This window comes from Comamonas sp. NyZ500 (genome assembly GCF_016772095.1).
GTDB lineage: Bacteria > Pseudomonadota > Gammaproteobacteria > Burkholderiales > Burkholderiaceae_C > Comamonas > Comamonas thiooxydans.
This window is the reverse complement of the sequence record NZ_JAEIJE010000001.1, coordinates 172,082-186,841: the sequence shown is the minus strand read 5'-3', so window position 1 is coordinate 186,841 and position 14,760 is coordinate 172,082. Positions and strand designations below refer to the sequence as shown.

Below are 14,760 nucleotides of genomic sequence, written 5' to 3'. Positions count from 1 at the left end.
GCAGCTCCGCTGCTTTCCCTTCCCTCGCCTTGCGGGAGGGGAGTGAGGCCGTTGCCACAGGGCGACGCGGCCAGCCCAGCTCCTTGCCCCGCGCCTCTCGCCTGCGTCGCATGGGGCTCATGCTTTCAGTCGCTGTGGCCTCCAGCAGTGCCTTTGGACAGTCCGTAGCCCTGACCGGCGTGCTGGGCAGCAAGGCCTTGCTGGTCATTGATGGCAGTGCCCCCAAGGCGCTGGCCGTCAACGAAAGCCACAAGGAGGTGCGCCTGCTGCAGATCAGCGGCGACTCCGCCGTGGTGGATATCAAGGGCCAGCGCCAGACCGTGCACCTGGGAGCAGCTCCGGTCAGCGTGGGCAGCCGGGGCGGCATTGGCGGCGCTGCGCGCTCGGGCCGGCTGGTCCTGATCGCCGACTCGCGCGGCCATTTTGTGGATCGCGGCTATATCAATGGAAAAACCATGCAGTACATGGTGGACACCGGCGCCAGCACCATTGCCATAGGCCGCGCCGATGCCGATCGCATGGGCCTGCCCTACGAGCAGGGTGCCCCCGTCCTGATGCGCACGGCCAACGGCACTGCCCAGGGCTGGCGCATCAAGCTCGACAGCGTCAAACTGGGCGAGATGGAGGTCTACGGCATAGAGGCCGTCGTTGCCCCCCAGTCCATGCCCTATGTGCTGCTGGGCAACAGTCTGCTGACCCGGTTTCAGATGACCCGCAAGGGCAATGAGATGGTTCTGGAAAAGAACTGAACCCGCCTCTCGCCCATGCACGCACGCTACGACGACCCCTATGAAGACCTGCTGGGCCTATGGTCGGATCTGGAGGCCGCACTCGCGGTTTTGCTGACCGAGCCGCTGCGCATCCCCGGCTTTGCCATCAAGCTGCACCAGCTTGATCTATGGCTGCAAGACCTCATCACGCAGGACAGCGATGCCGCGTTGTATCTGATGTTTCAGCGAGCCAGCTCGACAACCGTGGGCTATAGCCCGTCTCACGCCGTGGTCTGCGCGGGCCTGTGCCATATCCTTGCCAAGGAGCTTGACCTGCCTCAATCCGAGCGCGACACGCTGATCCAGGCCGCTCTGACCATGAACATCGGCATGACCGTGCTGCAGAACCAACTGGCCGAGCAGCGTACACCGCTGAGCAGCCAGCAGGCCGAAGCCGTCAAGCAGCACCCCACAGAGGGCCGGCTGATGCTGGAGCGGCTCATGGTGCGTGACCGACTTTGGCTGGACAGCGTGCAATACCACCATGTGGTGCTGCAGCCCGCGCCGCTGGCACAGTTGCAGCCGCTGGAGCGTCTGGTACGCATTCTGGGCACGGTAGACCGTTATGCTGCCCTGATCAGCCCGCGCAAGACCCGTAGCGGCCGCTCGGCCACCGAGTCTCTGCAAGTGCTGCAGCAGGGCGGCCAATACGCCGATGAGGTCAAGCAGGCCTTGATCGATGTCGTGGGCCTGTACCCGCCCGGCACCTACGTGCAGCTGGACAATGGCGAAGTGGCCGTGGTGCTGCGCCGCGGAAAAAGTCTGGAAGAACCCGAAATTGCCAGCGTGATCGACCGTGACGGCCACAGCATGTACCCGCCCATCTGGCATCTGGAGGGGCGCAGGCCGGCCATCACCTCCGCGCTGGCGCGTTCCTCGCTGACGCTGGATCTGGACCTGCGCTCCATGGCACAGCTGGGCATTCACAGTGCACGCGGCAACGCCGAGCTGTACCGCATGGTCAAGCTGCCGGGCAGCAGACGCTGACCCCTTCTAAACGCCTTGTGCAGCAATCAGGCCGGCATGGTGGCCACGCGTGAACGCCTCTTCCAGCACCGAATAGCCGGCCCAGTCCGAATGCGCAAAGCTCAGCCGCGCCGTCGCAGGCGTGGGCAGGCCCTGCACTCGCTCCCCATTCAATAGCAGATTGCGCTTGCTGGCACTGAACTTGACGGCTATTTCGCTCAATATCTGCTGATCGCCAGGACGCGGAATCGCCATGGCATGGCCATAGCGGGTGATTTCCATGCGTGTGGCTTGCTGCAGCAGGTCTGGGTGCGGCTCGCTCAGCGTGTTCACGATGCGCTCGCGCCAGAAGGCAAACGGCTGCTGCATCAATTGCCTGCGCCCATCGGCCCAGTCGCCCAGCGCCTGGTAGTAGCTCAGCACCGTAGGCTGGCTGCGGATGCGGTCCAGTCGCTGATTGCCCGCATCCACATAGCCCAGCCCGCCCGCATTGCCATCGCGGTACAGCACATTGTCCCAGGCGGGCTCGGCGCCGGGGTAGTCGGCCAGCGGTCGGTCGATATGGATGTTCGCCACCAGCCAGGGAGCCCAGTCCAGGCGAGCCGCCACGGCACGCAGAAAATCGGGCGCATTGCGCAGCACTCTTGCAGCAACAAAGCTGGGCAGCGCCATCACGCAATGGCGCGCCAGCCAGCGTTCATGCTGCTGGCGGCCATGGTGATAAACCTCGATCTGCACACCGCCCGCGTCCTCGGTGACGGCAAGCACGCTGCAATCGGTCTGCAGTTGCGTGGCTTTCAGTCCCGCCGCCAGTTGCTGCGCCAGCCAGCCATTGCCCTGGGGCCAGGTCAGCACCTGCTCGCCATCCGCTTCGCTCTCATGCTCGGACTGCAGGCGCGGCGCGTGGAAACCATGGCGGCTGGCGAAATAATGAATCCCCGCCCAGGCCGAGACGCGGCTCAGACCGGCACCGAAATCATCGCGGCAGCTGTAGTCCAGATACCAGAGCAGACGCTCGTCATCGAGGCCCTGCACCGCCAGCCATTGGTCGAAACGCTGTGCATCGAGCACCGCATGAGAGGCAGGCAAACCCGCTTCGCGCTGCCAGACACGGATGGAAGGCATGGCAAAGGCCGCTGCCTGAGCCGCTGCCTCGACCTGCTTTTCAAACAGCGCATATTGCTCCAGCGTGCGCTGGCTCACGCCCTGCACGGGCAGCAGTCCCTCATGCCAGCCACCCTGCCAGTACAGGCGCTCCTGAGGGCTATGGCAGAGATAGCGCTCGTCATAGCGCCAGCGGCCAGCGAAGCGCTGGCGCACGCCCAGCTCCTCCAGCCAGTCCTGCACCTCATGGGCATCGTCGCCGGGAACGGGCAGATAGTGGGCACCCAGGGGGCAGGCAATGCCCTTGACTTGCCCGCCCTGGCTGTTGCCTCCCATGACGGCCTGGGTATCGAGCAAGGCTGCGCCCTGCACGCCAGCCAGTTCAAGCGCGCGTGCCGCCGCCAGCCCGGCCATGCCCCCGCCCGCAATCACTACCGGCGCCTGGTGTACCACCGCAGGTGCAGGCAGCTCCAGCCCCTGTGCCAGGCGCTGCCAGAAAGGGCGCAGGCCATGACCACGCTCCAGCGCCACGCCGCTGAAGCCGCCAGGCAAGTCCTCCAGTCTGGGCGCTGGCTGCTTGCAGCCGGCCAGGCCCGCTGCGCCCAAAGCGCTGGCGGCCGCCAGCCCGAGCCAGTCGCGCCGCTTCAGATCGGCCCGCATCAATGCTCCACCTTGCCCCACTCGCGCTCATAGGTGTTGACCAGCACCTGATTCGAGAGGCGATTCACCTCGGTCGGCACGCGCGCCATATCGAGAGGGAAGTCAAACATCAGGCGCAGCGTGGGCAGAGTCAGAAAACGCATGCCGGCGGGCAAAGCCTCGGGCTCGCGCCAGGGACGGTGGCTGGCCAGCACAAAACCCCATTCGCCAAAACTGGGCACATGCACGTGATAGGGCCGTGCCCTGAGACCCACGGACTCCACGGTCTGCACCACGGTCCAAAAGCTCTGGCGCGCAATCAGCGGCGAGGTGGTCTGAATCACGGCATAGCCGCTGGCCGCCAGACGCTTGTCCAGCAGCGAATAAAAACTATTGGTGAACAGCTTGCCTATGGCGAAATTCGTGGGATCGGGAAAGTCCACCACGATCACATCGAAGGTGTCCGCAGTCTCCTGCAACCAGTGAAAGGCGTCGGTGTTGACGATGCTCACGCGGGCATCGTTGAGTGCATTGCCATTGAGCGCCGTCATCATGGCGTTGCTCTTGAACAGGCCGGTCATGGCCGGGTCCAGCTCCACCAGCACCACGGACTCCACGCCGGGGTACTTGAGCACCTCGCGCACGGCCATGCCGTCGCCGCCGCCCAGCACCGCCACCTTCCTCGGTGCACCATGTGCGGCCATGGCAGGGTGGACCAGCGCTTCGTGATAGCGGTACTCGTCGCTCTGGGCAAACTGCAGATTGCCGTTCAGGTACAGCCGCGCGCCCTGGCGTCCCTGTGTCACCACGATGCGCTGGTAGGGCGAGCTGCTGCTCAGCACGATGCGGTCCTGGTAGAAATGGTCGTCGGCCAGCCGGGTCAGCTGATCCGCGCCCGCGATGCCGCCGCCCAGGGCCAGCAGCACCAGCGCACAGGCCCAGGCATGGGCACGCAGATTGCGCAGCTCATGCTTGAACAGCACCAGGGCCCACACGGCAATGGCCGCGTTCATGAAGCCGAACAGCAGACCTGTGCGCACCAGGCCCAGCTTGGGCACCAGCACGATGGGAAACGCCAGCGACACGGCCAAGGCCCCCAGATAGTCGAAGGTCAGCACCTTGGAGACCAGATCCTTGAGCGATGCATTGCGCTTGAGAATGCGCATGACAAGCGGAATCTCCAGCCCCACCAGCGTGCCCACCACCATCACCATGCCGTAGAGCAGAAAGCGGAACGCGCCCGGCGCATAGGCATTGGCCAGAAACAGCACGGCCGGCAAGGCACCGCCGACCAGTGCCACCATCAGCTCCACACGCAGAAAATGCGCGGGCAGTTGGTCTTCGAAATAGCGCGACAGCCACGAGCCTATGCCCATGGCAAACAGATAGGTGCCGATGATGGTGGAGAACTGCAGCACCGAATCACCGAGCAGATAGGATGCCAGCGCACCTGCCGCCAACTCGTAGAGCAGGCCGCAGGCCGCAATCACGAAGACGCTGGCCAGCAGCGCCACATCAATGGGCCTAGGCCCCAGGCCAGCGCTGTCCTGCTCGGCCACCATCGAAGTCATCAAAGGTACTTTCTATCTAGTTCAGCACACCATCGGCCTGCACTCCTCAGGAATCAGCACTTCCCATTGGACTCTGAAGCTCAGACCCGGCGCGCTGCAAACGAGGGACTGCCAGCAAGCGCCGCCGCGCAGCGATGCAGTCGTCCCCCTCCCGCGTAGCGAGAGAGGGGGAAGGCGCGGGCGCCTCAGGGGGTGTTTAGTGAATCGCCGCAGCGACGATGATGCTGATCCCCAGGCACATGGCCGCCACCACCATGGCCAGTGCCTTGTTGTGCTTCTCCACGATCTCGGCCCACATGTCCACGGGCGTGATCTTGTCGATGATGATGAAGCACAGCCAGAACACCACCACGCCCACCAGGGCGTAGATGATGGAGCCAAAGAAGTTCTGGGCGCTGAACCAGTCGAAATTCATGATGTCTCTCCTGTAATGAGATAGGGGGCCTGCCTGTGAGAGCAGCGACGCTTATTTATGGCTGCCACCGGAGGTGTAACCACCGTAGGAACCGCTGCTGGAGCGGCTGTACGTGCAGTTGGGATCTGTGCGCGGGTCGCAGTTGGGACTGGACATGCAGGCACGCAGGAACGGCAGGATGAACAGCAGCAGGAACAACCAGAACAGAATCGTGCCCCAGCTGAAGCCGCTGCCCGACAGAGGACTGACCTGGGAGCGATCCTTGAGCTTGGCCGTGCCGAACGCCTTGGCCACCGTCTCAGCCGAAACGCGCTGGCCATGGGTCCAGGTCGTTTCCTGATTGGCGGTCTCCAGCGCCAGCGTGGACTGCTTGCCGCCATTGGCAAAGTCCACATTGCTGGACTTGGCGCCCTTGAAGACGGGCCAGTAGAACTCGCCCTCTGCATATTCCGTCTCCGCCAGGTAGGCGTAGTCGCGCTGGTATTTGCGCTGCAGATAGGTCGCAGTGGCGCCGTTCTTGCTGAGCTTGGGAGCACCCGTGATGACGCGGGCCGTGCTCCAGCCGTCTTCCGAATCGACGATGAACGAAAAGCCCGCCTTCTTGTTGTAGAGCAGGTACTCGTCCCAGGTGAAGCTGTCGTCCTCATCTTCGCCCAGACCACGCCCGCTGCGCCTCTGAAAACCCACGACCTGCCATTTCAGGCCGTCGAGCGTGCCTTCGCTGCCCAGCGGGATCAGAGGCTTGACCTTTCTGCGCTGCTCGGCATAGCTCAGCTCCGCCCCCATTCCCTTGGACATGTCGATCAGGCTTCCGCAGCTGGGGCAGCTCAGGGCCTTGGTGGTGTCGAAGCGCACGGGCACCACGGCACCGCACTTGGGACAGTTGAAGTGGCGCCCCTGGGCTTTCTGCTGGGCGCTGCTGCGCAGGCCCTGCATCTGCAAAGCCTCCAGCGCCACGGCTGCCCCCAGACTGAAGGCCGGTGTCTTGTCGCTGAAGTCGATGGAGAGAATCTGGTTCTTGTCGCTGCGCAGCTCCACCAGCTTGAAGCTCTTGCCGAGCTGGGGCAACTGGGGCAGCTCGCCCTGAGCCGCCATCAGTTGCGCATCCTGAATGCTGGTGACGGTAAAGGATTCCGTGCCTGCCTTGAGCTCGCGGCCCATGCGCCATTCGCGCTGCTGGAACTCTTTCACGTTCCAGCCCAGCGGCTGCCAGTTCACGGCAAAGACAAAGCTGCCGTTGTCCTCGCTCAGCCAGGCCAGCTCGCCGTTGCTGAGCGCAGCCACCCACTCCGACCAGTTGCCGGCCGCGCTTTTGTACTGCGCGCGGCCCACGATGGTGAAGGGCTCGGGCTTGCCGTTGCGCTTGACCATGCCCGAGGCGCCCAGCTGCAGCGGGCTGTAGTCCTCGAACACCTCGGCCATGGAGCCAATGCGCTTGAGCGTCTCGCCATCGCGCAACACGGTGCTGCGGCAAAACTCGCAGACGGCAAAACTCGATTGCGCACTGGCGAAGTGGACCGGCGCGCCACAACCAGGACAGGGAGCGCTGTAATCGCGCTGCGATGGGCTGGAAGCCATATTTTTTGCTATTTAATCAGGAGCTTCTTGCGCTTGAATGGAAAAGGCCTGAAGGCGGCCTCGGAGAAATGCAGCAGCCGCGCCCTAGCGATGCTTGCTCTTACCGCTCTTGCGGGCAGCGCCCTCTGCAGGCTTGGAGCCATCGGTCTTTTTCTGTCCCAGCCTGGATTCCTTGCCGGCGATCAGGCGCTGAATGTTTTCGCGATGACGCCAGACCAGCAGGATCGCCATCACGACAATCGCGGCAGTGATGGGCGTTTCCGCATCCCAGACAATGCCGCTGCACAGCACGTAATACACGGGCGCGAACACCGATGCCACCAGCGCGGCCAGGGAGGAATAGCGGAAGAACACGGCCACTATGACCCAGGTCAGCGCCGTCGCCAGACCCAGCCAGCCGCTGATGCCCAGCAGCACGCCCAGCGCCGTGGCCACACCCTTGCCCCCCTTGAAGCCAAAGAACACCGGGTACAGATGGCCCAGGAAAGCAGCCAGGCCGACCAGCGCGACCGTGCTGTCGCCCAGCCCGAACTGCGCGCCGAAGGCTTTGACCAGCACCACGGGCACCAGGCCCTTGAGCGCATCCAGCAGCAGCGTGACAGCCGCTGCCGCCTTGCTGCCCGAGCGCAGCACATTGGTGGCCCCGGGGTTGCCGCTGCCATAGGTGCGCGGGTCGTTCAGGCCCATGACGCGGCTGACGATGACGGCAAAGGACAGCGAACCAATCAGATAGGCCGCGATGACGGCGATAACGGGATAGAGGGCGTTCAAAGGAATTCCTCGGCCAGAGACTGGCCCTTAGGCTCGCCAACCAAGGTCGACGGCACCGATTGTTGTCACGACTTGCGCAACCCGGATCAGGCAGGGCGGTTTGTAGACCGTCATGCCCGTTGTACATCCTGGTTGGCGTAAGTCCTTGTTGTTTGCGTTTTTTGCCAGCCGGCGTCTGCCCCGGCTGGCTAGCCCCCTATTCTGCCAGCGCGCAGTGCACCGGCCGGGCATCGAGCAGACGGGTACAAACCTCAGGCGCCAGTTGCACCAGATAGCCGCGCCGCCCGCCGTTGATGGCAATGCGTGGCAGCGCGAGTATGGTTTCCTCGATATAGACCGGCATCTCGCGCCTGGTGCCGAAGGGTGAGGTGCCGCCCACCAGATAGCCGCTGTGGCGGTTGGCCACGTCGGGTTTGCAAGGCTCCACGCTCTTGGCCCCGATCTGGCGCGCCAGGTTCTTGGTCGATACCTTGCAATCGCCATGCATGAGCACGATCAGCGGCTTGGCATCCTGATCCTGCATCACCAGGGTCTTGACCACTGCGTGCTCGTCCAGCCCCAGCTGGCGCGCTGACTCTTCAGTGCCTCCATGCTCCACATAGTCATAGGGGTGCTCGGTGAACTCCACCTTGTGGGCCCTGAGCATCTGCGTGGCTGGAGTCTCGCTCACATGGGCGTTTTTGTCTTTTTTTGCCATGATTCAATTTTGATAGCTAGTGGCGCATGCCCGATATGGGCCATCCGCCATTCTCCCTCAATAAAGCGATCAGACAGCGGGATCGCGCATCTCCCAGCGGATGCGGTCGATCTCGGCCAGCAGCTCGGCAGACAGCTTGGTTCCCCAGGCATCGAGATCCTCGTCGAGCTGGGCTACCGAAGTCACACCGATGATGGTGCTGGCCACCTGCCACTTGGTGTAGCAGAAGGCCAATGCCAGCTGCGTGGGAGTGAGGCCGTGCTCGCGCGCCAGCGCGTTGTAGCGGCGCGCTGCGGCCAGCGCATCGGGGCGACCCCAGCGCTGTTTCTGCACGGATTCATACCTGGCAATGCGTGCCTCCTTGGGGGCACCGGCCTCGGTCGGTGCAAACTGATCGAACTTGCCCGTCAGCAGGCCGAAAGCCAGCGGCGAATAGGCCAGCAGCGACACCTCGAGACGGTGACAGCTTTCGTCCAGCCCGTTCTCATAGCTGCGGTTGATCAGGCAGTAAGGGTTCTGGATCGCAGCCACACGCGGCAGTCCATGCTGCTCTGCCAGGCGCACGAACTCGTGCACGCCATAAGGCGTCTCATTCGACAGACCGATATGGCGGATCTTGCCCTGCCTGACCAGACCGGCCAGCGCCTGCAGCTGCTCGTGGATGGGCGTGAGCGAGCTTTCCTTCTGCGGGTCGTAATACATGGTGCCGAAGGCTGGTACATGACGCTCGGGCCAGTGGATCTGGTAGAGGTCGATCACCTCGGTCTGCAGGCGCTCAAGGCTGGCGTCGCAGGAACGAATAATGTCATCCGCCGACAGGCCCGAGCCTTCGCGGATCCAGGGCATGCCGCGCGAGGGGCCGGCCACCTTGCTGGCCAGCGTGATCCGCTCGCGCATGCCGGGGCGGGCCTTGAGCCAGCGGCCGATGATGGACTCCGTCGCGCCACAGGTGGCCTCACGGGCCGGCACGGCATACATTTCGGCCGTATCGAAAAAATCCACACCGCGTTCCACGGCGCGGTCCATGATGCGCCAGGCTTCGGCTTCGTCGACCTGCTCGCCAAACGTCATGGTGCCCAGACAGATGGGGCTGACGCGCAGATCGCTCTGCCCCAGAGCGACGGGATTCATGGAAAGACGGGAAGTGGATGCAGCAGAAGTCATGCTTCCAAGTTTAGAGCCTGACAGTACAAGATCAGGGCAGACTCCTTGTTTTTGCTGACACAGCTGTCCCGTGCACGACGGGCCATGCTGCAAGCGCAGCAATAATCAAAACAACGGAGACAATATGACAACGCACAACCCCACGCTGACCGGCCAGCTCACCGATATCCCGCCCTATCAGCCGCGCCGCCAGTGGCGCTCACAGATGCTGCCCGTGCGCAATATGCACTACCACCAGCGCAGTTGGGAGCCCGAGCCAATTTCGGGAATCGATCCCGAGTTGCCCGTGCTGGTGCTGGCCCATGGCTGGATGGATGTGGCCGCCTCCTACCAGTTTGTGGTCGACGCCTTCAGCGACGCCTTTGTGCAGGGCCGCCGTATCCTTGCTCACGACTGGCGCGGCTTCGGCCTGAGCCGCAGCGCCGAGCCCTGCGACAGCTACTACTTCACCGACTACCTGGCCGACCTGGACATGCTGCTGGAGCAGATTTCGCCCGATCGGCCCATCGACCTGGTCGGCCACAGCATGGGCGGCAATATCTCCTGCATGTATGCGGGCGCGCGGCCCGAGCGCATACGCCGCTTTGTCAATCTCGAAGGCTTCGGCATGGCGCCCACCAGGCCCGACCAGGCCCCCGGACGTCTGGCCCAATGGATGGATCAGCTGCGCGAGCAGCGGGCGGGCGGCATGGGTCTCGCCCCCTACGACAGCGTGGAGGCCGTGGCCAATCGCCTGCAGAAAACCAATCGCCGCCTGCCCCGCGACAAGGCCCTATGGCTGGCTCATCACTGGTCGGCCCCGGATGTCCAGGGCCGCTGGCATATTCTGGGCGACGCCGCACACAAGCTCTCCAACCCCTATCTGTATCGCGTGGATGAAGCACTTGCCTGCCTGGCCGCCATCAGCGCACCTACCTTGTCGGTCGAAGCTTCGGACGACAGCCTGGGCCATTGGCACCAGGGCCGTTACACGCTGGAGCAATACCACGAACGCATTCGCCACATCCCGCAATGCGATATCGCCCGCGTGCAGGACGCCGGCCATATGCTGCACCACGACCAGCCCGAGGCCGTGGCCAGGCTGATCGAGGACTTTCTGCGCTGAAAGACTGCTACTACTGAGACTACGACTACCGCTTGCTATCTATACAGGAGCTTGTAGCGCATACATTCATTGATTTTCAATATTATTTAAATATGAAATCAATATTACACATGCGCTACAAGCTCACTTATTTATAGCTATTCACGCCCTGTCCAGTCTGCAGTTCCAGCACATGGCGCCAGCGCCTCGGCTGCATTTGCAGCTTTCGGTAGCGGCCATCGGCCCACTCCGTACTCATGTCCGCATAGCGGGCCGACAGCGCCAGCCCGCTCTGCCCGGTCTGGTAGATGAACTGCGAGGACTCCGGATCGCCGAGGTCGTAGATGGCGCGCAGCGAGGGCGCGTGGCGGCTGACAAAACGTCCGGCCAGCGGTCCTTTGGCATCGGAGGGCGGCGGGTTGGCGTTGTACTGCCCGACATTGACGCTATAGGCATCGCCGCCCGAGGCCACGCTCACATTGAAGACCCCCGCCAGTGCCGCCACCGCGCCCAGAGGCTTGTGCGCGCTGAGCGCCGGATGCGCCGCGCCCCAGCGCCATTGGCGCGGATCATTGCCGTAAGCCGACTGCAGCTTGTCCAGCGTGCGGGTCAGCGCCTGTCCGGCCTGTTGCTCGCAGCTCAGCGGCGCGCACCACCAGGCGTCATTGCGCGCCAGCATTCCCTCCAGCCCGGCACGGAAGTCCCGCTTGCCGTAGCTCATGACAAAGCGCTGCTCGCCAATACGCGGAATCACCAGGCCGCGCGTCAGCTCGTCGACCCAGACCGAGAAGATCAGCGGCTCGGGCCTGTCCCGCTCCATCAGCCCATCAAAGCCCGCCAGCAGTTGCTGCGCCTGCGCTGCCTGGGCGTGGCTCGATTGAGCCTTGCGCAGCACGGGCAGCAAGGCCCGGGTGGCCAGGGACTGCACATCGTTCTGAATCGCCGCCATGCTGGCCACGTCATGCTCGCTGCCTGCCGCCAGCAACTGCTCTATGCGCTGGTGGCGGTAGGGCAGGCTCCAGTCCTGGGTCAGAAAATGCGCATAGCCGGCTTCCGTCACGCGCTGGTTGGCCGTGGCCACAAAGCCACGCGTTCCGCCATCGTCCTGCGGCGTCTGCTCGTAGCTCAGCCAGCCCTGCCAGTCATAGCGCGCATCCCAGCCGGGCGCCGGCGCCACGCCGCGCAAGTCATTGCCGGGCGCACGCACCGGCACCCTGCCCGCGGCCTTGAAGCCGATATGTCCCTGCACATCGGCCGCCACAATGCTTTGCATGGGCGAGTGGTAGATGGAGAATGCCTCGAACAATTCGGACACGGTCTGCGCCCCGTTGGCCCTGATACCGGCCTCCACCGTGCGGTTGTCCGTGTCCAGCGCCGCCCAGCGCAGGGCCAGCGCATAGCGATCGGTATTGATGACCTTGCCGTATTGCTGCTGCGCGTCGCTGATCACCGGGCCGTGGCGCGTGCTGCGCAGCGTCACCCTGACATCGCTCTGGCCCTTGACCTTGAAGACTTCCTCGCGCACGACAAACTTTTCCCAGCCCGTGGGCGTGCGGTACTGGCTGGCATCGGCCGGGTTGATCTGTTCCAGATACAGATCCTGCACATCGGGGTTGGTGTTGGTAAAGCCCCAGGCCACCTGCGCCGTACGGCCCAGCACCACGAAAGGCATGCCGGGCAAGGTGGCCCCTGTCACATCCAGCGCGCTCAGGGCGCTGCCATCGCTGGCCCGGCCCTCTGGCGACTGAAGACGCGCGAAGTACCAGATGGCCGGAGCGCTCAGCCCCAGATGCGGATCGTTGGCCAGCAAGGGCTTGCCGCTTCGGGTCTTGCTGCCGGCCACCACCCAGTTATTGCTGCCCAGTCCGTCATTCGTGCCCATATCCCTCGCCATGGAGGCCGCCCATTGCTGTAGGGCAGATTCAATCTGCTGCACCGGGACAGAGAGCTTCTGCGACGCATCGGCCTCGCGGTACACGCCCAACTGGCGGTAAAGCTGGGCTAGATCAACCGCCGTCGCGGGCTGCTCGCCCGGATAGGCCGGCATCAGCTGCCACAGTTGCTCGGTGCTCAGGACCTGCAGCAGATTCAGCCGCGCGAACTCGTTGCCCCAGTTGCCGCCCAGATCCAGCGCCATCATCAGCGCCCAGCCCACAGAGTCTTCAGGCTCCCAGGTCGATGGCCCTCCTGCTCCGGCCCTGGTGCCCAGCAGCAGGAACTCCGGCGCTGCAGCCTGCGAAGGCCTGGCGTAAAAGGCGGCTATACCCTGGCTATAGGCCTGCAAGGCCTCCTGCACCGAGGGCGGCAGCGCCGCGTACTGGCGACGCGCCGCACCATGGATATCGAGAGCACGCATCAGCTTGTCCAGCTCCAGCGTGGCCGGCCCCAGGATCTCCGACAACCGCCCCTGCATAAGGCGGCGGTTGAACTCCAGCTGCCAGCCGCGCTCCTGCGCATGGACAAAGCCCAGGGCCCGCCAGACATCCTGCGGCGACTGGGCGCTGATATGCGTGACATCGGACTCGTCGCGCCTGACCCACACGCTGCGCTCAAGCCCGGCGAGGACCAGCTTGCCATCCATGCGCGGCTGGGCCCGCACGCCATAGACCGCCAACGCGGCCCCGGCCAGCAAAACCAGCCCGGTGGCCGCAGCCGCCAGATGCCATGTGCGCCTGAGCCAAGGGTGGGCGGAAGGTCCTGCCGCCAAAGTGATGTCTCCCATATCGCCTCTTGTCATGCGTCCGGTGCGCAACATCCACATGCTGATCGCGTCCAGCCATGGGCGACAATACCTGTTTGGGCCACGGCCCGTAGAACGTGTTTACGATCTCCTCGCGCCGCGACAGTGGCTTTGCGGGATGGAATGCTAGGCGCGATACCGCAGCAATAGCTCTGCTATTGCGAGGATTCGCAACAACGCAGACCGCCCCTGACCGGGCGTCCGCAAAGACACTGTCCCGAAGGGTTGGAGCGAAATCGGGCGATTTACTGCGCGCTGTCTCTTGCTTGCACCCCGGTGCAAGCGGCGAGCCATCGCTTCGAACTCATCCCGATTGCGCTCCAACGCGGCTGCGTAGAGATCGTAAACACGTTCTTAGTAAAACGACTTACGCAGATTCGGATCAGGCATGGCGCTCCATGACTGTCGTGCTTCCCTGTTTGCGTCAGTCCCAAGGAATTCAACGCATGTGGCCCTTCAGTCTGTTCAAGAAACTCAGCCAGGACCCCGCCGTGGGTCAGACCCGGGGCGACTATATCAGCTGCTATCTGCTGGGCACGCATACCAGCGGGCGCGACGATGACATCAGCTATATCTCGCTGGCCACCACGCGCGAGCAGCTTGAGCTGGATGCGCGCCAGTATCTGCAGGAGTTCCTGGAGCAGCATCCGCAGCTGAACGAAGCGGAGCGCCTTGCCCTGCAGGATCTGCTGGAGCACTGGAATACGCGCGCCGATGCCCACCTGGCCCAGGACGGCGGCAAGCCCGGCCAGCCCCTGGCCGTGCAGGGCGGCAGCGAGCTGTTCCTGCGCACCGGCATGCGGGCACGCAAAAAGGAAAAAGGCGTTTATCTGGAATAGGCGCGCGGGCGGTTGCCGCAGCCCTGCCGCTACTGTGTGAAGTTCATGTCAAAGCCGGCTTCGGTCAGACGCACCTCGCCGCCTGCCTTTTGCAGCCAGCCCCTGGCGACGGCCCAGTCCAGCGCAGACTGACGCTCGCCGTCGAAGATGCCATGCTTTTGCAGGTCGGCAGCAAGCGCTTTCTCGCTCATTCCTTCGCCGGCACGCAAGCTTTGCTCCACCACCAGGATGTAGACCATCTTGTGGGCTGCGATCTGAATGCTCTGCTCTGTCATGTTCACAAGTCCTTGTTCTTGAATGAAGGGAAAGCCGGGTGCCCGCCAGGCTCCAGGCCTTGCGCCCTGGCCTGCGGCTTGTGTTTTATGCCGCGGGCCATACCCACTCTGGCAGTGAGTTTGTAGCCATCTCTCTAGTATTTCCGA

13 protein-coding genes are annotated in these 14,760 nt (G+C 63.8%); 4 read left to right on the top strand and 9 right to left on the bottom strand.

The genetic code is table 11. From position 1 onward, the window contains the following. Positions 1-119: 119 nt before the first annotated feature. On the top strand, positions 120-749 hold the full coding sequence (locus JAO85_RS00860; RefSeq protein WP_237734648.1) for a TIGR02281 family clan AA aspartic protease: 630 nt from the start codon (positions 120-122) through the stop codon (positions 747-749). A gap of 15 nt (positions 750-764) precedes the next feature. Then, positions 765-1,757 (top strand): HD-GYP domain-containing protein, encoded by a 993-nt coding sequence (locus JAO85_RS00855; RefSeq protein ID WP_087864873.1) that lies wholly within the window; start codon positions 765-767, stop codon positions 1,755-1,757. 6 nt (positions 1,758-1,763) lie between these two features. Here the strand turns inward: JAO85_RS00855 and JAO85_RS00850 are convergent, their stop codons facing one another. The 7 genes from JAO85_RS00850 to JAO85_RS00820 form a co-directional block, all read right to left on the bottom strand. Continuing rightward, positions 1,764-3,500: an FAD/NAD(P)-binding protein gene (locus JAO85_RS00850; protein WP_202787242.1), complete on the bottom strand. Its 1,737-nt coding sequence runs from the start codon at positions 3,498-3,500 to the stop codon at positions 1,764-1,766. Next, on the bottom strand, positions 3,500-5,050 hold the full coding sequence (locus JAO85_RS00845; protein WP_202787241.1) for a polyamine aminopropyltransferase: 1,551 nt from the start codon (positions 5,048-5,050) through the stop codon (positions 3,500-3,502). Before JAO85_RS00845 ends, JAO85_RS00850 begins: the two co-directional genes overlap by 1 nt. Before the next feature lie 196 nt (positions 5,051-5,246). Further along, positions 5,247-5,465, bottom strand: a complete 219-nt coding sequence (locus JAO85_RS00840; RefSeq protein WP_003063240.1) for a DUF350 domain-containing protein — start codon at positions 5,463-5,465, stop codon at positions 5,247-5,249. 51 nt (positions 5,466-5,516) lie between these two features. Then, positions 5,517-7,043 (bottom strand): DUF4178 domain-containing protein, encoded by a 1,527-nt coding sequence (locus JAO85_RS00835; protein WP_202787240.1) that lies wholly within the window; start codon positions 7,041-7,043, stop codon positions 5,517-5,519. 84 nt (positions 7,044-7,127) lie between these two features. Further along, positions 7,128-7,814, bottom strand: coding sequence for a glycerol-3-phosphate 1-O-acyltransferase PlsY (gene plsY / locus JAO85_RS00830; RefSeq protein ID WP_003063247.1), 687 nt, complete (start codon positions 7,812-7,814; stop codon positions 7,128-7,130). A gap of 196 nt (positions 7,815-8,010) precedes the next feature. Then, positions 8,011-8,511 (bottom strand): Cys-tRNA(Pro) deacylase, encoded by a 501-nt coding sequence (gene ybaK, locus JAO85_RS00825; RefSeq protein WP_003063251.1) that lies wholly within the window; start codon positions 8,509-8,511, stop codon positions 8,011-8,013. A gap of 69 nt (positions 8,512-8,580) precedes the next feature. Beyond that, complete coding sequence (locus tag JAO85_RS00820; RefSeq protein WP_202787495.1) at positions 8,581-9,642, bottom strand: aldo/keto reductase; 1,062 nt, start codon at positions 9,640-9,642, stop codon at positions 8,581-8,583. A 157-nt stretch (positions 9,643-9,799) separates the two neighbouring features. Here JAO85_RS00820 and JAO85_RS00815 point away from each other — a divergent pair, with 157 nt between their 5' ends. After that, a complete protein-coding gene (locus JAO85_RS00815; RefSeq protein WP_202787239.1) occupies positions 9,800-10,780 on the top strand; it encodes an alpha/beta fold hydrolase in 981 nt (326 codons plus the stop codon). A 127-nt stretch (positions 10,781-10,907) separates the two neighbouring features. Here the strand turns inward: JAO85_RS00815 and JAO85_RS00810 are convergent, their stop codons facing one another. Beyond that, positions 10,908-13,481 carry a penicillin acylase family protein gene (locus JAO85_RS00810; RefSeq protein ID WP_237734647.1) on the bottom strand — a complete coding sequence of 858 codons (2,574 nt, stop codon included), beginning with the start codon at positions 13,479-13,481 and terminating at the stop codon, positions 10,908-10,910. Positions 13,482-13,945: 464 nt separating this feature from the next. Here JAO85_RS00810 and JAO85_RS00805 point away from each other — a divergent pair, with 464 nt between their 5' ends. Then, a complete protein-coding gene (locus tag JAO85_RS00805; protein WP_202787237.1) occupies positions 13,946-14,338 on the top strand; it encodes a hypothetical protein in 393 nt (130 codons plus the stop codon). Positions 14,339-14,367: 29 nt separating this feature from the next. Here the strand turns inward: JAO85_RS00805 and JAO85_RS00800 are convergent, their stop codons facing one another. Beyond that, positions 14,368-14,613: a hypothetical protein gene (locus JAO85_RS00800; RefSeq protein WP_003063265.1), complete on the bottom strand. Its 246-nt coding sequence runs from the start codon at positions 14,611-14,613 to the stop codon at positions 14,368-14,370. Between the last annotated feature and the right edge of the window lie 147 nt (positions 14,614-14,760).